Raw genomic sequence first — 25,084 nt, forward strand, 5'->3', positions numbered from 1 at the left:
GTCGCGGAGGGGTCCGGGCGGGCTACAGGCCCAGCTGTTTCGTCTCCTGGAGCTTGGCGATCGCGTCCTTGTCGCCGTCCACCTCCACGTCCGCCACGCTCTGCCGGCCGTGGGCGAAGACGACCAGCTCGGAGGGTTCGCCGGTGACCGTGACCACGGGGGTGCCCCGGTGCGCGACGGCCGTCTGCCCGTCCGGGCGGCGCAGGACCAGGCCGGTGGGCGCGCCGCGGCCCATCAGCCGGGCCGATCGCTCCAGGCGGGACCAGAGGGCGTCCTGGAAGACCGGGTCGAGCACCCGCGGAACCCAGTCGGGCCGGGCCCGGCGCACGTCCTCCGTGTGGACGTAGAACTCGATCGCGTTCGACGCCTCGTCGATCTGCTTGAGGGAGAACGGCGAGAAGCGCGGCGGCCCCGTACGGATCAGCTGGATCAGCTCCTCGTACGGCTTCGCGGCGAACTCCGCCATCACCCGCTCCAGACGGGCCGCGAGCTGTTTGACGAGGATGCCGCCGGCCGCGTCCGGGCGGCGCTCGCGCACCACGACGTGGGCGGCGAGATCACGGGTGTTCCAGCCCTCGCACAGAGTGGGGGCGTCCGGTCCCTCGGCCTCCAACAGGTCGGCGAGGAGAAGTCGTTCACGCTTGGCATGGGTCGACATGTCTGCCAGCCTACGACCGCCCTCGCGCTCCGCCCACTTCTTCGGGCATCCCGTTCACCCAGTGGACGCCGTCCGGGCGGGCGCGGCCGGCGCGGCACAATGGGCGCCATGACCAGCACGCCCACGCCCAGCACACCCAGCGGCCTGGATCCCGAGATCGCCGCCCGCCTCAAGCGCGGCGCCGACGGGCTCGTACCCGCCATCGCCCAGCAGTACGACACCGGTGAGGTGCTCATGCTCGGCTGGATGGACGACGAGGCGCTGCATCGCACTCTGACGACCGGCCGGTGCACCTACTGGTCGCGCAGCCGCCAGGAGTACTGGGTCAAGGGCGACACCTCCGGCCACTTCCAATGGGTCAAGTCCGTCGCCCTGGACTGCGACGCCGACACCGTGCTGGTCAAGGTCGACCAGGTCGGCGCGGCCTGCCACACCGGCGACCGCACCTGCTTCGACGCCGACCCGCTCCTCGACGGGCCGGCCGGGGACGCCGATTCCGGCGTACCGGCAGTGGATCAGTAAGGTCAGCCGCCATGGACCTCGAGACCTTCCGCAAACTGGCCACCGACCGGCGTGTCGTCCCCGTCAGCCGCAAGCTCCTCGCGGACGGCGACACGCCCGTCGCGCTCTACCGCAAGCTCGCCGACGAGCGCCCCGGCACCTTCCTCCTGGAGTCCGCGGAGAACGGCCGCACCTGGTCCCGCTACTCCTTCGTGGGCGTCCGCTCGGCCGCCACCCTCACCGCGCGCGACGGCCAGGCGCACTGGCTGGGCACCCCGCCCGTCGGGGTCCCGACCGACGGCGACCCCCTCGCGGCCCTGCGCGCCACCATCGAGGCCCTCCACACGCCGCACGACCTCGTCGACGGCTCCGACGCGTCCGGACCGTCCGGGCTGCCCCCGTTCACCGGCGGCATGGTCGGCTACCTCGGGTACGACATCGTGCGCCGCCTGGAGAACATCGGCCCCGGTGAGCGCGACGACCTCGAACTGCCCGAGCTGACCATGCTGCTCACCAGCGACCTCGCGGTCCTCGACCACTGGGACGGCTCGGTCCTGCTGATCGCCAACGCGATCAACCACAACGACCTCGACTCGGGCGTCGACGAGGCCTACCACGACGCCGTGGCCCGCCTCGACGCCATGCAGGCCGACCTCTCACGGTCCGTCTCGCAGCCCCCGGCCGCGCTCCCGCCGTCCGAACTCCCGGAGTACACCGCGCTGTGGGGCGGCCCCGACTACCAGGTCGCCGTCGACGACATCAAGGAACGCATCCGGGCGGGCGAGGCCTTCCAGGTCGTGCCGTCCCAGCGCTTCGAGACGCCGTGCACGGCGAGCGCGCTGGACGTCTACCGGGTGCTGCGGGCGACCAACCCGTCCCCGTACATGTACCTCTTCCGGTTCGACGGCTTCGACGTCGTGGGCTCCTCCCCGGAGGCCCTGGTCAAGGTCGAGGACGGGCAGGCGATGGTCCACCCCATCGCGGGCACCCGGCCGCGCGGCGCCACGGTCCAGGAGGACCAGGCCCTCGCCGACGAGCTGATCTCCGACCCCAAGGAACGCGCCGAGCACCTGATGCTCGTCGACCTGGGCCGCAACGACCTGGGACGGGTCTGCCGGCCCGGCTCCGTGGAGGTCGTCGACTTCATGTCCATCGAGCGCTACTCGCACGTCATGCACATCGTGTCGACGGTCACCGGCAAGGTCGCCGAGGGCCGTACCGCTTTCGACGTACTGACCGCCTGCTTCCCCGCGGGCACCCTCTCCGGCGCCCCCAAGCCCCGCGCGATGCAGATCATCGACGAACTGGAGCCCTCACGGCGCGGCCTGTACGGCGGCTGCGTCGGCTACCTCGACTTCGCGGGCGACTCCGACACCGCCATCGCCATCCGTACGGCCCTGCTGCGCGACGGCACGGCGTACGTACAGGCGGGCGCCGGGGTCGTCGCCGACTCGGACCCCGTCGCCGAGGACACCGAGTGCCGCAACAAGGCGGCGGCGGTCCTCCGCGCGGTCCACACGGCCAACCGGCTGGGCCGGTAGGCCGACAGGGCCGCGATCGGACGGCGATCAGGCGGCGATAGGGCGGCGATAGGACGGCAGGAATCGGATATACGTGGACAGTGCGACGCGGGTCACGTGAACCCGGGTGACGGTTCGCCCGGAGTTCAGGCGATAGTGGGGTACGTGACTGCCGTACCGCACCCCCGATCCGAAGCCCCCGGACCCGAACGGTCCGGCCGCCGAAGTCTCGCCCTGGCCCTGTTGTCGGGCGCGCTCGGCGCGGCCGTCGTGCTGCTCGCCACCCGGCGTGGCTGGTCGGCCGGCACCGCGACCGTGGCCGGCGGCGACTTCCCGCTGAGCGCCGACGGCAGCGATGTCACGGGCGTCCCCGCCTCCCTGGCGATCGTGGCACTCGCCTCCCTCGTCGCCGTCTTCGCCGTCCGCCGGGCCGGCCGCTTCCTGGTCGCCGGGCTCCTCGCGCTCTCCGGCGCGGGCACGATCGCCGCCGCGCTGCTCGGTCTCTCCGACAGCTCCGCGCTCGACGAGAAGGCCGCCGAGGCGACCGGGGACACCGCCGCGACCGTGGACACCATGACGCACACCGGCTGGCCGTACGTGGCCGCGGTGGGCGGTCTGCTGCTGCTGCTCGCGGGGCTGCTCGCGCTGCGGTACGGGAGGCTGTGGCCGACCATGTCGGGGCGGTACGAGCGGGACGGGACGCCGCGGGTGCGGCGGGCTCGGGCACCGGTCGATCCCGACCGGCCGGAGGAGATCTGGAAGGCGCTGGACCGGGGCGAGGACCCCACCGGAGCGTGAGCGCTCCGCTCGGCTGCGGGTTCGGTGGGGGCTTGTCGCGCCGTTCCCCGCGCCCCTGAAGGCAAAAGACCGCGCCGTTCCCCGCGCCCCTGGAGATCGCGCCGTTCCCCGCGCCCCTTGATCCGTGGCCCTGAACCCGGGCTCCTGAACCGGTGGCCCTGGGCGGTGGTACCCCCGGGGCAGAGGTGGGTCGGGGGTGCGGGACAATGGTGGGGAGCGTTCGGCTCAATCACTTACAGCAACGAGGAGCAAGTCATGGCGGGCAGCAGCCACGGTCACACCCCGGCCGCCTGGACCGGTGTCATCATCGCCTTCATCGGTTTCTGTGTCTCCGGTGCCTTCATGGTGATGGCCAACCCGCTGGGCTTCTGGGCCGGAATGGTCATCGTCGTCCTCGGTGGCGTGGTCGGCATGGCCATGCGCGCGGCGGGCCTCGGCCAGCCGAAGAGCACCCGCCCGGCCGCCCAGGTGGCGTCGGCCGAGAGCTGACCGGACAGCACCGCAGCGCCGCGGCACCACGGCACACACGGGTGAGCTCCGGAGCCCGCCTGTGTGCGCCGTTCGCCCCGGCGCGGCAGAATGCGACAGGTGAACGCCGAACCCCAGGCCGCGCCCCACCCCGGATCCGTGTCGCGAAGACTGGCCGTGCCCGGCGGGATCCTCGTGGCCGTCGTCGGCGCCTTCGCCTATGTGGGCACCGTCGACCCGAACGAACCCGGGCACTACCCCGCCTGCCCGCTGTACCAGTACACCGGCCTGTACTGCCCCGGCTGCGGCGGACTGCGCAGCGCCCACGCCGTCGTGCACGGCGACCTCGGGACGGCCCTCGGCGCCAACGCGCCCGCGGTGCTCGGCTACCTCGCCTTCGCCGTGCTGTGGACGCTCTGGGTGGCCCGCTCGATCCGCGGGCGGCCGACACGGATCGATCCCGGAACGCCACTGATGTGGACACTGGGCGTGTTGCTCCTGGCCTTCACCGTTGTCCGGAACCTACCGTTCGGTGGCTGGCTCCACCCTTGATCAAACAGTGAACGTCCAGGTAGTGGGACCGGCGTCAACCGGATGTGAGGACCTGGTCCTCCTCCGGATACCATCGCAGTGACCACCGGTTTCGTCCGACGTGACGGAACCCGGGTCGCCGCAGAACAGCTTCGACCAGCTTCAACCGTTCACCGTCAGGGAAGGGGGCCGCTCGCGTGAGTGTGCTCGACGAGATCATCGACGGAGTCCGTGCCGACCTCGCGGAGCGGCAGGCGCGCGTCAGCCTCGACGAGCTCAAGGAGCGCGCCGCGAAGGCCCGGCCTGCCAAGGACGGTGTCGCGGCCCTGCGCGGCGACGGCGTCAAGGTCATCTGCGAGGTCAAGCGCTCCAGCCCGTCCAAGGGCGCCCTCGCGGCGATCGCCGACCCCGCCGCCCTCGCCGCGGACTACGAGGCGGGCGGCGCGGCCGTCATCTCCGTGCTCACCGAGCAGCGCCGCTTCGGCGGCTCGCTGGCCGACCTGGAGGCCGTCCGGGCCAAGGTCGACATCCCGGTGCTGCGCAAGGACTTCATCGTCACGTCGTACCAGCTGTGGGAGGCCCGCGCGTACGGCGCGGACCTGGTGCTGCTCATCGTGGCCGCCCTCGACCAGCCCGCCCTGGAGTCCCTCGTCGAGCGCGCCGAGTCCATCGGGCTCACGCCGATCGTCGAGGTGCACGACGAGGACGAGGTCGAGCGGGCGGTGGACGCCGGGGCGAAGGTCATCGGCGTCAACGCGCGCAACCTCAAGGACCTCAAGGTCGACCGCGACACCTTCGAGCGCGTCGCACCCGAGATCCCGGACCACATCGTGAAGATCGCGGAGTCCGGTGTGCGCGGGCCGCACGACCTCATCGCCTACGCCAACGCCGGGGCCGACGCCGTCCTGGTCGGTGAGTCCCTGGTGACCGGCCGGGACCCGAAGACGGCCGTCTCCGACCTGGTCGCCGCGGGCGCGCACCCCGCGCTGCGGCACGGACGGGGCTGACACCCCCGATGCCCGCCGACCGCCCGCTCGCCACGGCCACCACTCGTCCGGGCCCCCGCCCCGACGGCGGTCCGGCGTGTGTACGGTCCGCCGCGGTGCCCTCGGTGGCCCGCGGCCCCTACGCCCGGCTCGCCCGCGGCTGCCGTCCGCGTGGCTGCCGGGCGCCCGCGCGGCGCGTGCACGGACGCCGGGTGCGGTACGTCATCGGCGACGAGCCCGGCCAGGTGAACGGCATGCGATGGCCGGGGCGGGTACGCGCCACCGCCACCACTGCCGCCACCGCCACAGCCGAGATCACAGCCGTCACCACGGCCGCCGCCACCGCCGACAGGCTCCGCCCCGCCCTCTGACGGGAGCGGAAGCCCGGCACGCCGTCCTGCGGCCGGTCCCGGCCCGATGCGGCATTCCGCGAGCCGTCGGCGGACACGGCGCACCCGTGACCGTCATCCGACCTGTCGACCGGGGCCGACGCCCCTGCGAGGTAACCGCATGTCCAGTGAGTTCTTCATTCCCGACCCCGAGGGCCAGGTGCCCAGCGCCGAGGGGTACTTCGGCGCGTTCGGCGGCAAGTTCATCCCGGAGGCGCTGGTCGCCGCCGTGGACGAGGTCGCCGTCGAGTACGACAAGGCCAAGTCCGACCCCGAGTTCGCCCGGGAACTGGACGACCTGCTCGTCCACTACACCGGCCGGCCCAGCTCCCTCACCGAGGTCCGGCGCTTCGCCGAACACGCCGGTGGCGCCCGGGTGTTCCTGAAGCGGGAGGACCTCAACCACACCGGATCCCACAAGATCAACAACGTGCTCGGCCAGGCCCTGCTCACCCGGCGCATGGGCAAGACCCGTGTCATCGCCGAGACCGGCGCGGGCCAGCACGGTGTCGCCACGGCCACCGCCTGCGCGCTGTTCGGCCTCGAATGCACCATCTACATGGGCGAGATCGACACTCGGCGGCAGGCCCTGAACGTGGCCCGGATGCGGATGCTCGGCGCCGAGGTCATCGCGGTGAAGTCCGGCAGCCGGACGCTGAAGGACGCCATCAACGAGGCCTTCCGCGACTGGGTCGCCAACGTCGACCGCACCCACTACCTGTTCGGCACGGTCGCGGGCCCGCACCCGTTCCCCGCGATGGTCCGCGACTTCCACCGCGTCATCGGCGTCGAGGCCCGGCGGCAGATCCTGGAGCGCGCGGGCCGCCTCCCCGACGCGGCCGTCGCCTGCGTCGGCGGCGGCTCCAACGCCATCGGCCTCTTCCACGCCTTCATCCCCGACGCGGACGTCCGCCTCATCGGCTGCGAGCCCGCCGGACACGGCATCGAGACCGGTGAGCACGCCGCCACGCTGACCGCGGGCGAGCCGGGCATCCTGCACGGCTCCCGCTCGTACGTCCTCCAGGACGACGAGGGCCAGATCACCGAGCCGTACTCGATCTCGGCCGGACTCGACTACCCGGGCATCGGCCCCGAGCACGCCTACCTCAAGGACAGCGGCCGGGGCGAGTACCGGGCCGTCACCGACGACGCGGCCATGCAGGCGCTGCGGCTGCTCTCCCGCACCGAGGGCATCATCCCGGCGATCGAGAGCGCCCACGCGCTGGCCGGCGCCCTGGAGGTCGGCAGGGAACTCGGCCCGGACGGGCTGATCGTCGTCAACCTCTCCGGCCGCGGCGACAAGGACATGGACACGGCCGCCCGCTACTTCGGTCTGTACGACTCGGAGGCGGACGCCGTCGTCGAGGCGGACGCCGACAGCGACACCGCCGAGATCGAGGGGGACGCCAAGTGAGCGGCAACATCCAGCTGTTGAGTGACACCCTCGCCGCCGCGAAGGCGGCGGGACGGTCCGCGCTCATCGCGTACCTGCCCGCCGGCTTCCCCACGGTCGACGGCGGCATCGCGGCGGTCGAGGCCGTCTTCGACGGCGGCGCGGACGTCGTCGAGGTGGGGCTGCCGCACAGCGACCCCGTCCTGGACGGCCCCGTCATCCAGACCGCCGACGACATCGCCCTGCGCGGCGGCGTCAGGATCGCCGACGTGATGCGCACGGTCCGCGAGGCGTACGAGGCGACCGGGAAGCCGGTGCTCGTGATGACGTACTGGAACCCCATCGACCGCTACGGCGTCGAGCGCTTCACCGCGGAGCTGGCCGAGGCGGGCGGCGCCGGGTGCATCCTGCCCGACCTGCCCGTGCAGGAGTCCGCGCTGTGGCGGGAGCACGCCGAGAAGCACGGTCTCGCCACCGTCTTCGTCGTCGCGCCCAGCAGCAAGGACGCCCGGCTCGCCGACATCACCGCGGCGGGCTCCGGCTTCGTGTACGCGGCCTCGCTGATGGGAGTCACCGGCACGCGCGCGTCCGTGGGCGCCCAGGCGCAGGACCTCGTCCGGCGCACCAAGGCCACCACCGACCTGCCGGTCTGTGTCGGCCTCGGCGTCTCGAACGCCGTACAGGCGGCCGAGGTCGCCGGCTTCGCCGACGGCGTCATCGTCGGTTCGGCCTTCGTGAAGCTGATGCTGGACGCCCCCGACGAGGCCGCGGGCCTGGACGCGGTACGCGCTCTCGCCGCCGACCTGGCCAAGGGCGTACGCGGCACGGCCTGAACGATCCGCTCACTCGAACGGGTGGACCTGGGGCCGGGGAGGCGCGTTGCGCCTCCCCGGTTCGTTCTGCGGGATGTGAGCGAGAAGAACCGTGAGGGAAAGCGCACCGCCCGCGAGCGGCTGGCGGAAGAGCGAGACAAGCAGAGGACGGCGGACAAGCGACGCCGGGTCCTGGTGGTGGGCGGCGCGGTCGTCTGCGTCCTGGGCCTGGCCGCGGTGATCGGCGTCCTCGCCGCGAACTCGGGCAAGGACAAGGCGGACACCGCGGGCCCGCTGACGGCACCCTCGGGGGCGAAGGGCGACGACAGCCTCGCCATCCCGGTGGGCGAGGAGAGCGCGAAGTCGACCCTGACCGTGTGGGAGGACTTCCGCTGCCCGGCCTGCAAGAGCTTCGAGGACGGCTACCGCTCGACGATCCACGAGCTGACGGACTCCGGACAGCTGAAGGTCGAGTACCACCTGGCGACCCTGATCGACGGGAACATGGGAGGCAGCGGCTCCGTACACGCGGCCAACGCCGCGGCGTGCGCCCAGGACGCCGGGAAGTTCCCCGCGTACCACGACGTGCTGTTCGAGAACCAGCCCGCCGAGACGGACGACGCGTACGCGCGGAACGGCAAACTGATCGAGCTGGCAGGCAAGGTCGAAGGACTCGCCACCGGCACGTTCAAGAAGTGCGTCGACGACGGCACGCACAACAGCTGGGTCGCCAAGTCCAACAAGGCCTTCCAGGGCGGCGGCTTCAGCGGCACCCCGACGGTCCTGCTGAACGGGAAGAGCATCTACGAGGACCAGACGATGACCCCGGCCAAGCTGAAGCAGCTGGTGCAGCAGGCCGACAAGGCGTGATCAGGGTGATCCGGCCGGACCGCGGGGGACCGCAGGGGCTTCCCCGGTACGTCCTGGGCACGTCCCGGGCGTCCCGGGCGCTCCAGTCGTCCCCGCGGTCCCGCCGGTCCCGTCGCCTGTCTCGTTATGGACCCGTAGCCCGTGCGGGTTGCCGTACGTGCCGCCCGGCAGGGTAGCGTCGACTCCGCCATGGAACTTGCCTATATCCCCAGCCCGTCGCACGGTGTGCTGCACCTCGGCCCCATTCCGCTGCGCGGCTACGCGTTCTGCATCATCATCGGCGTCTTCGTGGCCGTCTGGCTCGGCAACAAGCGGTGGGTCGCACGCGGGGGCCGTCCAGGCACCGTGGCGGACATCGCCGTGTGGGCCGTGCCGTTCGGCCTCGTCGGCGGGCGGCTGTACCACGTCATCACCGACTACCAGCTGTACTTCAGCGAGGGTCAGGACTGGGTCGACGCCTTCAAGATCTGGGAGGGCGGCCTCGGTATCTGGGGGGCCATCGCGCTCGGCGCGGTCGGTGCCTGGATCGGCTGCCGCCGCCGTGGCATCCCGCTGCCGGCCTGGGCCGACGCCCTCGCCCCCGGGATCGCCCTCGCCCAGGCCATCGGCCGCTGGGGCAACTGGTTCAACCAGGAGCTGTACGGGCGGGAGACCGACCTGCCCTGGGCGCTGCACATCACGTCCATGACGGGCGGCCGGGAGCCCGGCTACTACCACCCGACGTTCCTGTACGAGTCGCTGTGGTGCCTCGGTGTCGCGGCCCTGGTGATCTGGGCGGACCGCCGCTTCAAGCTCGGCCACGGGCGTGCCTTCGCGCTGTACGTCGCGGCGTACTGCGTGGGCCGCTTCTGGATCGAGTACATGCGGGTCGACGAGGCGCACCACGTCCTGGGGCTCCGGCTGAACGGCTGGACCTCGATCGTGGTCTTCCTCCTCGCCGTGGTCTTCATCGTGCTGTCGGCGCGACGCAGGCCGGGCCGCGAGGAGATCGTCGAGCCGGGCGCGTCCGACGAGGACACCGACGACGACGGCGCCGCGGTGGACCTGGACAAGAAGTCGGACGACGAGAAGTCAGGCGACGAGAAGTCCGTCGACGGAAAGTCGCAGGACGAGAAGTCCGAGGATGAGAAGTCCGAGGACGACGAGGCAGCGGCTGTGTCCGATACCGGCTCCGACGCCGGCTCTGATGCCGACTCCGGTTCCGCCGAGGAGAAGGCCGAAGCGGAAGAGGCGAAGGACGAGGCGAAGGACGAGGCCGGGTCGGCCAAGAAGGCCTGACCGCCGCACCGACGCACTCCGCCTGTACGTGGAAGGGGGCGCCCCAAGCACTTGGGGCGCCCCCTTCCACGTATCCGAGTATCCGACGGGACGTCCTAGCCGCGGCGGGCCATCGCCAGGGTGCGGTGCGCCCCCGCCACCACCGCCGTGTCGACGAAGCGGCCGTCGGGGAGGGCCTGGGCGCCGGGGCACGAGGCAGCCGCTTCGAGGACCGACTCGGCCTTTTCGATCTCCTCCGGGGTCGGGAGGTAGGCGGCCTCGATCACGGCGAGCTGGCGGGGGTGGATGGCCGCGCGGCCGAGGAACCCCAGGGCGCGGCCGTGGGCGCACGACGCGGCCAGCCCCGCGAGGTCCCGCACGTCGGGGTGGACGGACTGCGGCGGTGCGGCGAGTCCCGCCGCGCGGGCGGCCAGGACCACGCGGGAGCGCGGCCAGTCGAGGGCCGTGTCGTCGCGTACGCCGAGGTCGGCGCGGAGGTCGGCCTCACCGAGCGCGATGCCGCGCAGGGCGGGGTGGGCCGTGGCGATGGCGTAGGCGTGCTCGACGGCGAGGGCCGATTCCAGGAGGGCGTACAGGGGGAGGTGCGGCGCGCGTTCCGCCGTACGCGGGATCTGGGCGGGGGAGCAGACCTTCGGCAGACGCAGGCCGGTGAGGCCCGCGAGCCCGGCCAGGGCGTGGAGGTCGGCGGCGGACTCCGGGCCGTCCAGGGCGTTGACGCGGACGTGCACCGGGACCGGGACCGGGAGCGGTTCGGCGAGGAGGTCCGCGGTGGCGGCGCGGGCGTACTCCTTGCGGTCGGGGGCGACCGCGTCCTCCAGGTCGACGACGACCACGTCGGCGCCCGCCACCAGGGCCTTCGCCACCACGTCGGGGCGGTCGCCGGGAACGTACAGCCAGGTCAGCGGTGCGGCGCGGGTGGCTCCGCGGTCTCCCGCGGTCACAGGGCGCCCTCCACCCGGAGCTTGGTGATCTCGTCGTCCGTCAGGCCGAGTTCGGTGAGGACCGCGTCGGTGTCGGCGCCGTGCGGGCGGCCGGCCCAGCGGATCCCGCCGGGGGTGTCGGTGAGGCGGAAGAGGACGTTCTGCATGCGCAGCGGGCCCAGTTCGGGATCGTCGACGGTGGTGATCGAGTCGAGCGCCGCGTACTGCGGGTCCTCCATGACGTCGCGGACGTCCTGGACGGGGGCCACCGCCGCCTCCGCCTTCTCGAAGGCGTCGATGACGTCGGCGCGGGTGTGAGCGGCGATCCAGGTGCCGACCGCCTCGTCGAGGACGTCGGTGTGCCGGGCCCGGTCGGCACCCGTGGCGAACCACGGCTCGGTGATCAGGTCGGGGCGGCCGACCAGGCGCATCACGCGTTCGGCGACCGACTGGGCCGAGGTCGAGACGGCGACCCAGGTGCCGTCGGCGGTGCGGTAGGTGTTGCGCGGCGCGTTGTTCTGGGAGCGGTTCCCGGTGCGGGACTGGACATGGCCCAGCTGGTCGTACCAGAGCGGGTGCGGGCCGAGGACGGTGAGGATCGGCTCGATGATCGCCATGTCCACGACCTGACCGCGGCCCGTGCGGTCGCGGGCGGCCAGGGCCGTCATCACCGCGTACGCCGTGGCCAGGCCCGCGATGGAGTCGGCGAGGCCGAAGGGCGGCAGGGTCGGCGGGCCGTCCGGTTCACCGGTGATCGCGGCGAATCCGCTCATCGCCTCGGCGAGCGTGCCGAAACCGGGGCGGTGCGCGTACGGGCCGAACTGGCCGAAGCCGGTGACCCGGGCGAGGACCAGCCGGGGGTTCGCGGCCGAGAGCTCCTCCCAGCCGAGGTCCCACTTCTCCAGCGTGCCGGGGCGGAAGTTCTCGATGATCACGTCGGCGGAGGCGGCGAGGCGCAGCAGGGTGTCCCGGCCGCCGTAGGTGGAGAGGTCCAGGGTCATCGTGCGTTTGTTGCGGCCGAGGAGTTTCCACCACAGCCCGATGCCGTCCTTCGACGGGCCGTGGCCGCGGGACGGGTCCGGTCTGCGGGGGTGCTCGACCTTGACGACCTCCGCGCCGAAGTCGCCGAGCATGGTGGCGGCGAGGGGGCCGGCGAAGAGGGTCGCCAGATCGAGCACGCGGAGGCCGTCGAGGGGCGCCGGGGTGGGAGCGGGCGTGGGGGTGGTCATGGGTGCGGGGCCTCCGGGGGACTGGGGCGGGGGGCCGGACCGGGCGTCAGCCGGGCTGTCTGTCGGATCGTCAGGCGGGCCAGGGCGTCGAAGCCCGTTCCGTCGAAGTCGCCGATCGAGGTGGCCAGTCGGTTCTTCAGCGGGGTCGTCCAGCGGGACGGGAGCGCCTCCGGGGAACCCGCGAGCAGTCCCGCGATCGAACCGGCCGTCGCGCCGTTCGAGTCGGTGTCCCAACCACCCGACACCGCACGGCAGATGGCGGCCGTGAAGTCGCCGTCCGCGTGGGTGAGGGCGGCGGCGAGCAACGCCGTGTTGGGTACGGCGTGCACCCAGTGGTACGTGGCGTGGACGGCGTGCAGTTGGTCCACGACCTCGTCGAAGTCCTCGTGTGCCGTGGCCAGTTGTACGGCCTGGCGGACGGCGTGGGCGAGGCGGGACGCGGGGGGTACGACGCTGAGCCCCGTACGGAGGCAGGCGTGGACGTCGCTCGTGCCGGTGGCCGCCTCGGCGATGACGGCGGCCGTGAACATCGCCGCGTAGACGCCGTTGGCGGTGTGGGTGAGCGTGGCGTCCCGGTGGGCCTGTTCCGCGGCGGCCGCGGGGTCGCCGGGGTTGGTCCAGCCGTGGACGTCCGCGCGGATCAGGGCGCCGATCCACTCGCGGAACGGGTTGCGGTACCGGGCCGTGTGCGGGGGTTCGACCCCGTCGAGCAGGTTGCGGTAGGCGACGCGCTCCGCGGTGAACGTACGGCCGGCCGGCAGTTCGTCCAGCCAGAGGCGGGCGACGTCGGCGGTGGTGAAGTGCCTGCCGTGGCGTTGCAGCAACAGGAGGTTCAGGAGCGGGTAGTTGAGGTCGTCGTCCTCCGGCATGCCGTCGATGTTCTCGGCGAGGGAGGTGGCGGCGGAGCGGCGGTTCCAGGGGAACTCGGCCTTGAGTTCCGGGGGCAGACCCCGTTCCGTGAACCAGGTGGTGAGGGGCCAGTTGCCGGTGGCTCGGGCGAGCCGGCGGATGCCGTCCAGGGGGAGCTTCTCCACCGGTTTGCCGAGGAGGCAGCCGGCGGCCCGGCCCAGCCAGGCGGCTTCCAGGGCGGTTTCCAGGGCGGATTCTTCCCCCGTCCCGCCCCGTCCCGAAGGCGGGGGCGGTGCCTCCATGCCCCCGGACGGCCGGGTGGACACAGCGTTGTCGGCGGTCGGCCACGTCGGCCACGTCGGACAGAGGGCCCGGATCCGGGTCAGGTCCGTCGGCTCGCTGTCTGCCGAACGGCGCGGCAGGTCCGCCAGTTCGTCCAGGAGGTCCTGGGCCAGGGCTCGGAGGTAGGGGGAGGCCGGGCGGGGGGATGCGCCCGCTCGTCGGGGGGACCGGGGGCCGCCCGCCCGCTGCCAGCGGGCCGTGATGGCAGCGGGCTGCCGGCCGTCCTCCTCCGCCTGGCGGAGTTCATGGCCCAGCAGGTCCTCCGGCTGGACCCAGGTCAGGCGCAGCGGGGCCGACGGGGGCGGCGGGGGCGGCCTCATGACAGCTCCGCGTACGCCGTCTCGTGGGCGCGGCGGCGGGTGACGTCCCGTCTGAAGATCTCGTGGGTCACCTCGGTGAGGGCCTTCGCGGGAGCCACCAGGTCCAGCCGGCTGGCCTCCGCGACCGTCTTGGCCCAGTCGGACGGGATCTGCGAACCGAGCGCGCCGGCGAGGGCGCCGGACATCGTGGCGATGGAGTCGCAGTCGCGGCCGTAGTTCACCGAACCCAGCACGGTGTGCCGGTAGTCGCCGCCGGCGACCAGCAACATGCCCAGGGCCACCGGCAGTTCCTCGACGGAGTGGATCCGGGAGGGGCGGCGCGCGCCCAGGGACGGGCTGCGGTAGTCCGGGCCGACCGTGTCGTAGGGGGCGACCGCCTCCCGCAGGGGGCGCAGCGCGGACTCGAAGTCCGAGTAGCGGGTGGCCGTGTCGCAGACCGTCTCGATCGCGGCCCGTGTGCCGTCCTTCGCCACGGCGAGGCAGGCCTCGACCACCGAGTCCGGGGTGGCGCCCGGGGCGCAGGCCGCCGCCACGGCCGCCGCGAAGACACCCGCCGCCTCCCGCCCGTACGACGACTGGTGGGCGCCCGCGATGTCGAGGGCCTCGGCGTACGCGCCCGCCGGGTTCGCCGCGTTGACCAGGCCGACCGGCGCCATGTACATCGCGGCACCGCAGTTGACGATGTTGCCGGTGCCGGCCTCGCGGGGGTCCACGTGCCCGTAGTGGATCCGGGCCACCAGCCACTTCTCGGCGAGGAAGATCCGCTGGAGGGGCAGTGCCTCCGCTTCGAGTTCCGGGATCCAGCGGGGTGTCGTCATCAGGTCGGGCACCAGGTGCTCGGCGACGGCGTACGCGTCGAGGTGGTCGCGGACCGTCCCGTACACCCGGACCAGTGCGTGGGTCATCAAGGTGTCGTCGGTGACGTGCCCGTCGCCCTTGTGGTACGGGGCGACGGGGCGTGCCGTGCGCCAGGCGTCGCCGTGCCAGGGGCCGACGACGCCATGGACGCGGCCGCCGTGCCGCTCGACGATCTGGTCGGGGGACCAGCCCTCCACCGGGCCGCCGAGCGCGTCGCCGACGGCCGCTCCGACGAGGGTGCCGGTGATCCGTTCGTCGAGAGCCCCTGTTCCGGTTTGTGCTGTTCTGGGTGTCATCGACGAATCATCCCTCCGGGAAGGCCAGTTCCGTCGCTTCCAGCAGTTCGGCGAGTCCGATGAGGTCCGTGCCGGTCAGCCGGGGCAGCGTGCAGCCGGAGAGGGTGCGGCAGGCGTCCCGCCAGGCGGTGGGGACGGCGCCGCCACCGCCGAGCGCGCCGGTCAGCGCGCCGGCGAGGGCCGGGGCCGAGTCCGCGACCCGGGACAGGCACGCCGCCGCGGGCACCGCCTCGGCGATCCGGCCGTGCGCGGCGACGGCGAGCGCGAGGGCGACCGGGACGGTCTCGGCCGCGGCGATGCCGTAGCTGTAGACGTGGTCGACGATCTGGTGTTCCAGCAGGGGGACGAGGCCGAAGGTGCCGTCGCCCTGCGCCAGGGAGTCGTGGGCGAGCGCGAGGGCGTGCCGTGCGTTGCGGCCGATCTCCGTGGCCTCGGGGAGCTCCGCGAGGGCCGCGTCCGCGCAGGCGTCGACGTCCGCGCCGCTCAGCGCGAGGGCGATCGCCGCGGCCATCGCGCGGGCGCTGTGCACGCCGTCGCCGTCCTGGGTGTAGCGGGCGTCGAACTCGGCCAGTTCCGCGGCGGACCGGGGGTCTCCCGGGTGGGCGACGGCCAGGACGCAGGCCCGTACGCAGGCCGCGTCGTCGAAGTAGTGGGGGTTGTCGTGGCCGGAGGCCGGTGGGCGCAGGCCGTTGGCGAGGTTGCCGAGGCCGGCCCGTACGGAGATGCGGGCACGCAGGGGGAGTACGGCCGACTCGACCTCGGGTGCGCGGTCGGCGGCGGCGGCGACCTCGCTGGCGACGGCGTTCCAGGACAGGTCGATGGCGGCGCGCATCCGGCGGGCCCGGCTCAGGTCGCCGAGTGCGGCGGCGTCGGCGGCCCGCAGGACCGCCTCCGCTGCGAACGCCGCCCACTCGGCGTCGTCCGAGGGGCCGAGTCTGAGGGGCTCCGGTGGTTGGTTCAGGGCGATGGGGACGGGGAGGGTGGTGGTCGCGTTCTGCTCCGCGAAGGTGTCCAGTTCGCGGGTGAGGCGCCTTGTCCATTCGGGCATGCGGGTCGCTCTGTGGCGGGCGGCGGGCCACCCGGCGGCGTCGCCTGCGGCTAGGCCGAGCAGGAGGCCCTCGATGCGGCGGGGTGTGTGGGGGTGGGTGGGTGCGTGCGGGTGCGTTGTGGCTGGTCGCGCAGTTCCTCGCGCCCCTGAGGGGGTGGGGGGTTGGGGTGGGTTCGTCGGGTGCGGGTCCGCTGGGGCTGGGCGCGCAGTTCCCCGCGCCCCTGACGGGCGCGTTCGTGGCGGGTGCGTTCCTGAGGGGGAGGGGGCTGGGGGCGATGGTGTCGGGTGCGGGTCCGCTGGGGCTGGGCGCGCAGTTCCCCGCGCCCCTGACGGGCGCGTTCCTGGCGGGTGCGTCTCTGACGGGGGTGTGTCTGTCGGTGTGCCGGGGGTGAGGGTGGTGTCTGTCAGTTCTGGGGGCATTCGGGGTCCTTCTGTGGGGTCAGGAGGTCTGCCACGTCCTGGATGCGGTGGCCGCGGATCGAGGGGAGGCACGTGCCGTCGGCCGGGCCGATGGCCGCCGCCCAGGCCGGGGGGATCGACGCGATGCCTCGTGTCGCGCCGGCCAGGGCGCCCGCCACCGCCGCCGTCGTGTCGGCGTCCCGGCCCATGTTCACCGCCATGAGGACCGCCTCCGTGAAGTCGCCGTCGGCCGCCGCGTACGCGCCGAAGGCCAGGGCCACGGCCTCGGGGGCCAGGTCCGTCCAGGGGTAGCCGCCGATGACGACCGCCGAGCGCACCGCGCGTTCGCCGCGGTGCGCGCAGGCCACGGCCCGGCGCAGGGAGCGGGCCGTCCACGAGTCGTCGGGGACGACGGCCAGAGCGGACGCGACGACCGCGATCGGGGGCGCGCCCGCCATCGCCGCGGCGACGCCCGCCGCGACGGCCTGGCCGCCGTAGATGCCCTCGCCGTCGTGGCTCACCGAACCGTCGATCGCCACCAGCCGGGCCGCCTCCGCGGGGCGGCCCGCCGCGAAGACGCCGAAGGGCGCCGCGCGCATCGCGAGGCCGTCGCTCCAGGCGTGCCGGTGCTGGGCGGAGATCGGCGCGGCCAGCCCTCTGCGCAGGTTCTCCAGCGTGCCCCGCTCGCTGAAACCCGCACCCCGGAACGGTCCCTCGTCCCGGTCCGCGATCCACCGGTGCCAGGCCCCTTCCACGTGCGCGACCGTGAGCGCGGAGCCGTGCCGGGCCAGCAGCAGCCCCGAGAAGATCGCGTACTCCGTGTCGTCGGTGCCGGCCGGCTTCTCGGCCACGTACCCCGTGATGCGTCCCCAGCGCGCGCGGATCTCCGACGGTTTCATGTTCTCGGCCGGTGCCCCCAGGGCGTCCCCCACGGCGAGTCCCAGCAGTGAGCCGCGCGCACGGTCCCGGAGGGTGGCGGCGTCCCCGGGTGCCGGTACCGGCGGGACGCAGGCGATGGAAGCCATGGCGGTGCCTCTCCGTCGCGGGGCCCCAATGATCAAAGGCCCCTTTGCGCATGTGTCCCCGCCGAGCCGTTCACCGGCCCCTCGCGCACCTCAGTTCACCCGGTCGACATATGTGCGCAGGTCGCCACGGATGAGCGAAAGGAAGTGAAAGCCCAGGTAAGTAAGCCTTTCCTTGCTGGCGGGCGCGGAATGCGAGGCGTATCTTCAATGTTGTCCAAGAGTAGAAGAAGTCCAAACAAGCACCCTGGGGGATCCCGGCATGGCCATCATCGAGACCGAGGCGACGCTGCACGAGGCGCACCGCGACAACCACACCCACCGGGACGTGAACGGTGGCTGGCTGCGCCCGGCCGTCTTCGGCGCGATGGACGGCCTCGTCTCCAACCTGGCGCTGATGACCGGTGTGGCGGGCGGCGCCGTCTCCCACCGGACCGTCGTCATCACCGGACTCGCGGGTCTGGCCGCCGGTGCCTTCTCGATGGCCGCGGGCGAGTACACCTCCGTCGCCTCCCAGCGCGAACTCGTCGAGGCCGAACTCGACGTCGAGCGGCGGGAGCTGAGAAAGCACCCGCTGGACGAGGAGCGCGAACTCGCCGAGCTGTACGAGGCCCGTGGCGTCGAGAGCGCCCTCGCGGGCGAAGTCGCCCGGCAGCTGTCCAAGGATCCCGAGCAGGCGCTGGAGATCCACGCGCGGGAGGAGCTGGGCATCGACCCCGGCGACCTGCCCTCCCCGGCCGTCGCCGCCGTGTCGAGCTTCGGCGCCTTCGCGCTGGGCGCGCTGCTCCCCGTCCTGCCGTACCTGCTGGGTGCGACGACCCTCTGGCCGGCCCTGTTCCTCGCGTTCGCCGGGCTCTTCGCCTGCGGTGCGATCGTGGCCAAGGTGACGGCCAGGTCCTGGTGGTTCAGCGGACTGCGGCAGCTCGCGCTCGGCGGAGCCGCCGCCGGTGTGACGTACGCTCTGGGCAGTTTGTTCGGTACGGCCGTAGGGTGACCCCACTGCGCGTCGCACCCACGTCGCACCGTGCGTCGCACCCGCGTCGCACCTCCGGGGCGGAGCGTGGAACGAACCGCAGGTCGTGCCGGTGATCGAGCCCCTATGCGCGGGACCGCATAAGTAGCCGTTACTCGGCGGTTTCGATTCGTCGACCACGGGGCATGAGCCGTAAGCGCTGCGGGCAATGACGCCCGTACGACACATGAAGCACATGAAGCGGTGGGTGACGTTGCCCGCCGCCACCGGGCCGCAGGTCATTGATCTGGCCGAAAAGGCCCCCTTTTTCAGCCGCCACGAGCGGCCCTCGCTGCGAGCCGCGGCGTCCGCATGATGGAACGCAGTATCCGGTTCACGGGAATCGCTCCATCATGTAACCTGCTCGAAATTTTGCACCTACCGCTAAGGGCCAACGTCGTCCCTCGGCATCTGCATATGCCACGACGACGACGGGAGAGCCGATGCGTACGCCGCGCCAGCCGTCCCAGCACTCCACGAATGGCCAGAACTGGTCGTTCATGGATGCTCGCCCTGCCGCGCAGGGGATGTACGACCCGCGCAACGAGCACGACGCCTGTGGCGTCGGCTTCGTGGCGACCCTCACCGGTGAGGCGAGCCACGCGCTGGTCGAACAGGCGCTGACCGTGCTCCGTAATCTGGAGCACCGCGGCGCGACCGGCTCGGAACCCGATTCGGGGGACGGGGCCGGCATCCTGTCCCAGGTACCCGACGCCTTCTTCCGCGAGGTGGCCGAATTCGAGCTGCCCGAGGCAGGCTCGTACGCGGTCGGTATCGCCTTCCTGCCGGAGGGCGTCGCCGGTCACGACACCGCCGAAGCCGTCTCACGGATCGAGACGATCGCCGCCGAGGAGGACCTCACCGTCCTCGGCTGGCGTGACGTGCCGGTCGCCCCGGAACTCCTCGGCGCCACCGCCCGCTCGACGATGCCGCTCTTCCGGCAGGTGTTCGTGGGGGACGGATCCAGCCAGGGCATCGATCTCGACCGCAAGGCGTTCGTGCTGCGCAAGCGCGCCGAACGCGAGGCCGGCGTGTACTTCCCGTCGCTCTCGGCCCGCACGATCGTGTACAAGGGCATGCTGACCACCGGCCAGCTGGAGCCCTTCTTCCCGGACCTGTCCGACCGCCGCTTCGGCTCCGCGATCGCGCTCGTGCACTCCCGGTTCTCGACGAACACCTTCCCGAGCTGGCCGCTCGCCCACCCGTACCGCTTCGTCGCGCACAACGGCGAGATCAACACGGTCAAGGGCAACCGCAACTGGATGGTCGCCCGCGAGTCCCAGCTCGTGTCGAACCTCTTCGGCGCCGACAAGGACCTGGAGCGGATCTTCCCGGTCTGCACGCCCGACGCGTCCGACTCCGCCTCCTTCGACGAGGTCCTGGAGCTGCTGCACCTCGGCGGCCGGTCCCTCCCGCACTCCGTGCTGATGATGATCCCGGAGGCGTGGGAGAACCACGACACCATGGACCAGGCCCGCCGGGCCTTCTACCAGTTCCACTCCACGATGATGGAGCCCTGGGACGGCCCGGCCTGCGTCACCTTCACCGACGGCACCCAGGTCGGCGCGGTCCTCGACCGCAACGGCCTGCGCCCCGGCCGCTACTGGGTCACCGACGAGGGCCTCGTCGTCCTCGGCTCCGAGGTCGGCGTCCTCGACATCGACCCCGCGAAGGTCGTCCGCAAGGGCCGCCTGCAGCCCGGCCGGATGTTCCTCGTGGACACCGCCGAGCACCGGATCATCGAGGACGACGAGATCAAGGCAGGCCTCGCGGCCGAGAACCCGTACGCGGAGTGGCTGGAAGCCGGCGAGATCGAGCTCTCCGACCTGCCCGAGCGCGAGCACATCGTGCACACGCACGCCTCGGTCACCCGCCGCCAGCAGACCTTCGGCTACACCGAGGAAGAGCTGCGCGTCATCCTCGCCCCGATGGCCAAGACCGCGGGCGAACCGCTCGGCTCCATGGGCACGGACTCGCCGATCGCGGCCCTCTCCGCGCGTCCCCGGCTGCTCTTCGACTACTTCACCCAGCTGTTCGCGCAGGTCACCAACCCGCCGCTGGACGCCATCCGCGAGGAGCTCGTCACCTCGCTGCGCTCCTCGCTGGGCCCCGCGGGCAACCTCCTCGAACCGACCGCCGCGTCCTGTCGAAGCGTCACCCTGCCCTTCCCGGTGATCGACAACGACGAGCTGGCCAAGCTCATCCACATCAACGCCGACGGCGACATGCCCGGCATGAAGGCCGCGACGCTCTCCGGCCTGTACCGCGTCTCCGGCGGCGGCGACTCGCTCGCCGCCCGCATCGAGGAGATCTGCGCCGAGGCCGACGCCGCCATAGACAACGGCGCCCGCCTGATCGTCCTCTCGGACCGGCACTCCGACGCCGAGCACGCGCCGATCCCCTCGCTGCTGCTCACCGCGGCCGTCCACCACCACCTCATCGGCACCAAGCAGCGCACCCAGGTGGGCCTGCTCGTCGAGGCGGGCGACGTCCGCGAGGTCCACCACGTGGCCCTCCTCATCGGCTTCGGCGCCGCCGCCGTCAACCCGTACCTGGCGATGGAGTCCGTCGAGGACCTGGTCAGGGCCGGCACGTTCCTCTCGGACATCGAGACCGAACAGGCCCTGCGCAACCTGATCTACGCCCTCGGCAAGGGCGTCCTCAAGGTCATGTCCAAGATGGGCATCTCCACCGTCGCCTCCTACCGGGGCGCCCAGGTCTTCGAGGCCGTCGGACTCGACACGGCCTTCGTCGAGAAGTACTTCAGGGGCACCGCCACCAAGATCGGCGGCGTCGGCATCGACGTCGTCGCCAAGGAGGTCGCCGCCCGGCACGCGAAGGCGTACCCGGCCAGCGGCATCGCGCCCGCGCACCGCGCCCTGGACATAGGCGGCGAGTACCAGTGGCGCCGTGAGGGCGAGCCGCACCTGTTCGACCCGGAGACGGTCTTCCGCCTCCAGCACTCCACGCGCAGCAACCGCTACGACATCTTCAAGAAGTACACCGGCCGCGTGAACGAGCAGTCCGAGCGGCTCATGACGCTGCGCGGCCTCTTCGGCTTCAGCTCGGGCCGCGAGCCGATCTCCCTCGACGAGGTCGAGCCGGCCGCCGAGATCGTCAAGCGCTTCTCCACCGGCGCCATGTCGTACGGCTCCATCTCCAAGGAAGCCCACGAGACGCTCGCCATCGCGATGAACCAGCTGGGCGCCAAGTCCAACACCGGTGAGGGCGGCGAGGACCCGGACCGCCTCTACGACCCGGCGCGCCGCTCGTCGATCAAGCAGGTCGCCTCCGGCCGCTTCGGCGTCACCTCCGAGTACCTGGTCAACGCGGACGACATCCAGATCAAGATGGCCCAGGGCGCCAAGCCCGGCGAGGGCGGCCAGCTGCCCGGCCACAAGGTCTACCCGTGGGTCGCCAGGACCCGGCACAGCACCCCCGGCGTGGGCCTCATCTCACCGCCCCCGCACCACGACATCTACTCCATCGAAGACCTCGCCCAGCTGATCCACGACCTGAAGAACGCGAACCCGCAGGCGCGGATCCACGTGAAGCTGGTCTCCGAGGTCGGCGTCGGCACGGTCGCCGCGGGTGTCTCCAAGGCCCACGCGGACGTGGTCCTGATCTCCGGCCACGACGGCGGCACGGGCGCCTCCCCGCTCACCTCCCTCAAGCACGCGGGCGGCCCCTGGGAGCTCGGCCTCGCCGAGACCCAGCAGACGCTGCTCCTGAACGGCCTGCGCGACCGCATCGTCGTCCAGACCGACGGTCAGCTGAAGACCGGCCGGGACGTCGTCATCGCCGCGCTGCTCGGCGCCGAGGAGTTCGGTTTCGCGACCGCGCCGCTCGTCGTCTCCGGCTGCGTCATGATGCGCGTCTGCCACCTCGACACCTGTCCGGTCGGCATCGCCACCCAGAACCCGGTCCTGCGGGAACGGTTCACGGGCAAGGCCGAGTACATCGTGAACTTCTTCAAGTTCATCGCCGAGGAGGTCCGCGAGATCCTCGCCGAGCTGGGCTTCCGCACCATCGAGGAGGCCGTCGGCCACGCCGAGGCGCTCGACGTCACCCGGGCCGTGGACCACTGGAAGGCACAGGGCCTGGACCTGGCCCCGCTCTTCTACGTACCCGAACTGCCCGAGGGCGCCGCCCTCCACCAGGTCGTCGAGCAGGACCACGGCCTGGCGAAGGCCCTCGACAACGAGCTGATCAAGCTCGCCGCCGACGCCCTCAACGCGGCCGGCGCCACCGACGCCCAGCCGGTCCGCGCCCAGGTCGCCATCCGCAACATCAACCGCACGGTCGGCACCATGCTCGGCCACGAGGTGACCAAGAAGTTCGGCGGCGCGGGTCTGCCCGACGACACCGTCGACATCACCTTCACCGGCTCCGCCGGCCAGTCCTTCGGCGCCTTCCTGCCGCGCGGCGTGACGCTGCGCCTGGAGGGCGACGCCAACGACTACGTCGGCAAGGGCCTCTCCGGCGGCCGGGTCGTCGTCCGCCCCGACCGGGGCGCCGACCACCTCGCCGAGTTCTCCACGATCGCGGGCAACACCATCGCGTACGGCGCGACGGGCGGCGAACTCTTCCTGCGCGGCCGCACCGGCGAGCGCTTCTGCGTCCGCAACTCCGGTGCGACCGTGGTCGCCGAGGGCGTGGGCGACCACGGCTGCGAGTACATGACCGGCGGTCACGCCGTGGTGCTCGGCGAGACCGGCCGCAACTTCGCGGCCGGCATGTCGGGCGGCATCGCGTACGTCATCGACCTGAGCCGCGACAACGTCAACGCCGGCAACCTCGGCGCCGTCGAGAAGCTGGACGACGCCGACAAGCAGTGGCTGCACGACGTGGTGCGCCGCCACCAGGAGGAGACGGCCTCCACCGTCGCCGAGAAGCTCCTGGCCGAGTGGGACACCGCGGTGGAGCGCTTCAGCAAGATCATCCCCAGTACGTACAAGGCAGTGCTCGCCGCCAAGGACGCCGCCGAGCGAGCCGGACTCGACGAGTCCGCGATCACCGAGAAGATGATGGAGGCGGCGACCAATGGCTGATCCCAAGGGCTTTCTCAACCACGGCCGAGAGGTCGCCAGGACCCGCCCCGTCGAGGAGCGGGTGAAGGACTGGAACGAGGTCTACGTCCCGGGCTCCCTCCTGCCCATCATCCCCACGCAGGCCTCGCGCTGCATGGACTGCGGCATCCCCTTCTGCCACAACGGCTGTCCGCTGGGGAACCTCATCCCCGAGTGGAACGACTTCGCGTACCGCGAGGACTGGTCCGCCGCCTCCGAGCGGCTGCACGCCACGAACAACTTCCCGGAGTTCACCGGGCGGCTGTGCCCCGCTCCCTGCGAGTCGGCGTGCGTGCTCGGCATCAACCAGCCCGCCGTGACCATCAAGAACGTCGAGGTCTCGATCATCGACAAGGCGTGGGACAGCGGCGACGTCGCGCCCCAGGCCCCCGAGCGCCTCTCCGGCAAGACGGTCGCGGTCATCGGCTCGGGCCCGGCCGGCCTGGCCGCCGCGCAGCAGCTGACCCGGGCGGGCCACACGGTCGCCGTGTACGAGCGCGCCGACCGCGTCGGCGGCCTCCTGCGCTACGGCATCCCCGAGTTCAAGATGGAGAAGCGGCACATCAACCGCCGCATAGAGCAGATGCGCGCGGAGGGTACCCGCTTCCGCACGGGCGTCGAGATCGGCCGCGACCTCAAGGCCACCGACCTGCGCAAGCGGTACGACGCCGTGGTCATCGCGGCCGGCGCCACCGTCTCCCGCGACCTGCCGGTCCCGGGCCGTGAGCTGAACGGCATCCACTTCGCCATGGAGTACCTGCCGCTCGCCAACAAGGTGCAGGAGGGCGACTTCGTGGCGCCCCCCATCACCGCCGAGGGCAAGCACGTCGTCGTCATCGGCGGCGGCGACACCGGCGCGGACTGCGTGGGCACCGCCCACCGGCAGGGCGCGGCCTCCGTCACCCAGCTGGAGATCATGCCCCAGCCGGGCGAGGACCGGAACCCGGGCCAGCCCTGGCCGACGTTCCCCATGCTCTACAAGGTGACCTCCGCGCACGAGGAGGGCGGCGAGCGGGTCTACTCCGTCTCCACCACCCACTTCGAGGGCGACGAGGACGGCAACGTGCAGTGGCTGCACCTCGTCGAGGTCGAGTTCGTGGAGGGCAAGCTCACGCAGAAGCCGGGCACGGAGCGCACGATCCCCGCCCAGCTCGTCACCCTCGCGATGGGCTTCACCGGCACCGACCAGGAGAACGGGCTGGTCTCCCAGTTCGCCCTGGAACTCGACGAGCGCGGTAACATCGCCCGCGACCGTCAGTACGCGACCAACGTCCCCGGTGTGTACGTCGCCGGTGACGCCGGGCGTGGTCAGTCGCTCATCGTGTGGGCCATCGCGGAGGGCCGCTCGGCCGCCCGCGGGGTCGACCGCTTCCTGACCGGGACCAGCGAGCTGCCGGCTCCGGTCCGCCCCACGGACCGTTCCCTGATGGTCTGACGCTCCCCCTCCCAAAGACGTCCCGTACAACGGCGTACGGAACTGAGCGCGGCGCCTGCTTGTCCCCGACCGGACTTGGTA

At 72.2% G+C, this 25,084-nt stretch carries 22 protein-coding genes; 15 read left to right on the forward strand and 7 right to left on the reverse strand.

The window, feature by feature from the left end; translation table 11 throughout:
• Positions 1–22: 22 nt before the first annotated feature.
• Positions 23–658 carry a TIGR03085 family metal-binding protein gene (locus tag ACLVWQ_RS30525; protein WP_414112456.1) on the reverse strand — a complete coding sequence of 212 codons (636 nt, stop codon included), beginning with the start codon at positions 656–658 and terminating at the stop codon, positions 23–25.
• Positions 659–766: 108 nt separating this feature from the next.
• On the opposite strand from ACLVWQ_RS30525, the gene hisI reads away from it, so the two are divergent.
• From hisI to lgt, 11 genes are all read left to right on the forward strand, one after another.
• Entirely contained in the window at positions 767–1,180 is a 414-nt protein-coding gene (gene hisI, locus ACLVWQ_RS30530) for a phosphoribosyl-AMP cyclohydrolase (protein ID WP_414112457.1), read from the forward strand.
• A gap of 11 nt (positions 1,181–1,191) precedes the next feature.
• A complete protein-coding gene (locus ACLVWQ_RS30535; RefSeq protein WP_414112458.1) occupies positions 1,192–2,700 on the forward strand; it encodes an anthranilate synthase component I in 1,509 nt (502 codons plus the stop codon).
• Positions 2,701–2,835: 135 nt separating this feature from the next.
• Positions 2,836–3,477: a TIGR02234 family membrane protein gene (locus ACLVWQ_RS30540; protein ID WP_414112459.1), complete on the forward strand. Its 642-nt coding sequence runs from the start codon at positions 2,836–2,838 to the stop codon at positions 3,475–3,477.
• Positions 3,478–3,732: 255 nt separating this feature from the next.
• On the forward strand, positions 3,733–3,966 hold the full coding sequence (locus ACLVWQ_RS30545; RefSeq protein ID WP_414112460.1) for an HGxxPAAW family protein: 234 nt from the start codon (positions 3,733–3,735) through the stop codon (positions 3,964–3,966).
• Between the two features lie 90 nt (positions 3,967–4,056).
• The gene (locus tag ACLVWQ_RS30550) at positions 4,057–4,497 is read left to right on the forward strand and encodes a DUF2752 domain-containing protein (protein WP_414112461.1); all 441 of its coding nucleotides are present in this window, start codon (positions 4,057–4,059) and stop codon (positions 4,495–4,497) included.
• Positions 4,498–4,673: 176 nt separating this feature from the next.
• Positions 4,674–5,483 (forward strand): indole-3-glycerol phosphate synthase TrpC, encoded by an 810-nt coding sequence (trpC, locus tag ACLVWQ_RS30555; RefSeq protein ID WP_414112462.1) that lies wholly within the window; start codon positions 4,674–4,676, stop codon positions 5,481–5,483.
• An 8-nt stretch (positions 5,484–5,491) separates the two neighbouring features.
• Positions 5,492–5,833: a tryptophan biosynthesis modulator TrpM gene (gene trpM / locus ACLVWQ_RS30560; RefSeq protein WP_414112463.1), complete on the forward strand. Its 342-nt coding sequence runs from the start codon at positions 5,492–5,494 to the stop codon at positions 5,831–5,833.
• A gap of 139 nt (positions 5,834–5,972) precedes the next feature.
• Positions 5,973–7,265 carry a tryptophan synthase subunit beta gene (gene trpB / locus ACLVWQ_RS30565; RefSeq protein WP_414112464.1) on the forward strand — a complete coding sequence of 431 codons (1,293 nt, stop codon included), beginning with the start codon at positions 5,973–5,975 and terminating at the stop codon, positions 7,263–7,265.
• Positions 7,262–8,077 carry a tryptophan synthase subunit alpha gene (gene trpA, locus ACLVWQ_RS30570; RefSeq protein ID WP_414112465.1) on the forward strand — a complete coding sequence of 272 codons (816 nt, stop codon included), beginning with the start codon at positions 7,262–7,264 and terminating at the stop codon, positions 8,075–8,077. Before trpB ends, trpA begins: the two co-directional genes overlap by 4 nt.
• A gap of 75 nt (positions 8,078–8,152) precedes the next feature.
• Complete coding sequence (locus tag ACLVWQ_RS30575; protein ID WP_414112466.1) at positions 8,153–8,926, forward strand: DsbA family protein; 774 nt, start codon at positions 8,153–8,155, stop codon at positions 8,924–8,926.
• A gap of 189 nt (positions 8,927–9,115) precedes the next feature.
• The gene (lgt, locus tag ACLVWQ_RS30580) at positions 9,116–10,204 is read left to right on the forward strand and encodes a prolipoprotein diacylglyceryl transferase (RefSeq protein WP_414112467.1); all 1,089 of its coding nucleotides are present in this window, start codon (positions 9,116–9,118) and stop codon (positions 10,202–10,204) included.
• A 95-nt stretch (positions 10,205–10,299) separates the two neighbouring features.
• Here lgt and ACLVWQ_RS30585 read toward each other — a convergent pair whose 3' ends face one another.
• Genes ACLVWQ_RS30585 through ACLVWQ_RS30610 form a run of 6 tightly spaced genes read right to left on the reverse strand, consistent with a single transcriptional unit; the run spans position 10,300 to position 17,490 of the window.
• A complete protein-coding gene (locus ACLVWQ_RS30585) occupies positions 10,300–11,145 on the reverse strand; it encodes an HpcH/HpaI aldolase/citrate lyase family protein (RefSeq protein WP_414112468.1) in 846 nt (281 codons plus the stop codon).
• Positions 11,142–12,353, reverse strand: a complete 1,212-nt coding sequence (locus ACLVWQ_RS30590; RefSeq protein ID WP_414112469.1) for a CaiB/BaiF CoA transferase family protein — start codon at positions 12,351–12,353, stop codon at positions 11,142–11,144. The genes ACLVWQ_RS30585 and ACLVWQ_RS30590 overlap by 4 nt, the downstream gene beginning before the upstream one ends.
• A complete protein-coding gene (locus tag ACLVWQ_RS30595) occupies positions 12,350–13,864 on the reverse strand; it encodes an ADP-ribosylglycohydrolase family protein (protein WP_414112470.1) in 1,515 nt (504 codons plus the stop codon). Before ACLVWQ_RS30595 ends, ACLVWQ_RS30590 begins: the two co-directional genes overlap by 4 nt.
• Complete coding sequence (locus ACLVWQ_RS30600) at positions 13,861–15,018, reverse strand: ADP-ribosylglycohydrolase family protein (protein ID WP_414112471.1); 1,158 nt, start codon at positions 15,016–15,018, stop codon at positions 13,861–13,863. The genes ACLVWQ_RS30595 and ACLVWQ_RS30600 overlap by 4 nt, the downstream gene beginning before the upstream one ends.
• A 7-nt stretch (positions 15,019–15,025) precedes the next feature.
• Entirely contained in the window at positions 15,026–16,486 is a 1,461-nt protein-coding gene (locus ACLVWQ_RS30605) for an ADP-ribosylglycohydrolase family protein (protein ID WP_414112472.1), read from the reverse strand.
• Positions 16,471–17,490 carry an ADP-ribosylglycohydrolase family protein gene (locus ACLVWQ_RS30610; protein ID WP_414112473.1) on the reverse strand — a complete coding sequence of 340 codons (1,020 nt, stop codon included), beginning with the start codon at positions 17,488–17,490 and terminating at the stop codon, positions 16,471–16,473. Before ACLVWQ_RS30610 ends, ACLVWQ_RS30605 begins: the two co-directional genes overlap by 16 nt.
• Before the next feature lie 259 nt (positions 17,491–17,749).
• Between ACLVWQ_RS30610 and ACLVWQ_RS30615 the strand changes: the two genes are divergently transcribed.
• From ACLVWQ_RS30615 to ACLVWQ_RS30630, 4 genes are all read left to right on the forward strand, one after another.
• Positions 17,750–18,481, forward strand: a complete 732-nt coding sequence (locus tag ACLVWQ_RS30615; RefSeq protein ID WP_414112474.1) for a VIT1/CCC1 transporter family protein — start codon at positions 17,750–17,752, stop codon at positions 18,479–18,481.
• A 205-nt stretch (positions 18,482–18,686) separates the two neighbouring features.
• Entirely contained in the window at positions 18,687–18,815 is a 129-nt protein-coding gene (locus ACLVWQ_RS30620) for a hypothetical protein (protein ID WP_414112475.1), read from the forward strand.
• 127 nt (positions 18,816–18,942) lie between these two features.
• On the forward strand, positions 18,943–23,550 hold the full coding sequence (gene gltB / locus ACLVWQ_RS30625) for a glutamate synthase large subunit (RefSeq protein ID WP_414112476.1): 4,608 nt from the start codon (positions 18,943–18,945) through the stop codon (positions 23,548–23,550).
• Positions 23,543–25,003, forward strand: a complete 1,461-nt coding sequence (locus ACLVWQ_RS30630) for a glutamate synthase subunit beta (protein WP_414112477.1) — start codon at positions 23,543–23,545, stop codon at positions 25,001–25,003. Before gltB ends, ACLVWQ_RS30630 begins: the two co-directional genes overlap by 8 nt.
• Positions 25,004–25,084: the final 81 nt, after the last annotated feature.

The organism is Streptomyces sp. CWNU-52B (assembly GCF_047444975.1).
Classification (GTDB): domain Bacteria; phylum Actinomycetota; class Actinomycetes; order Streptomycetales; family Streptomycetaceae; genus Streptomyces.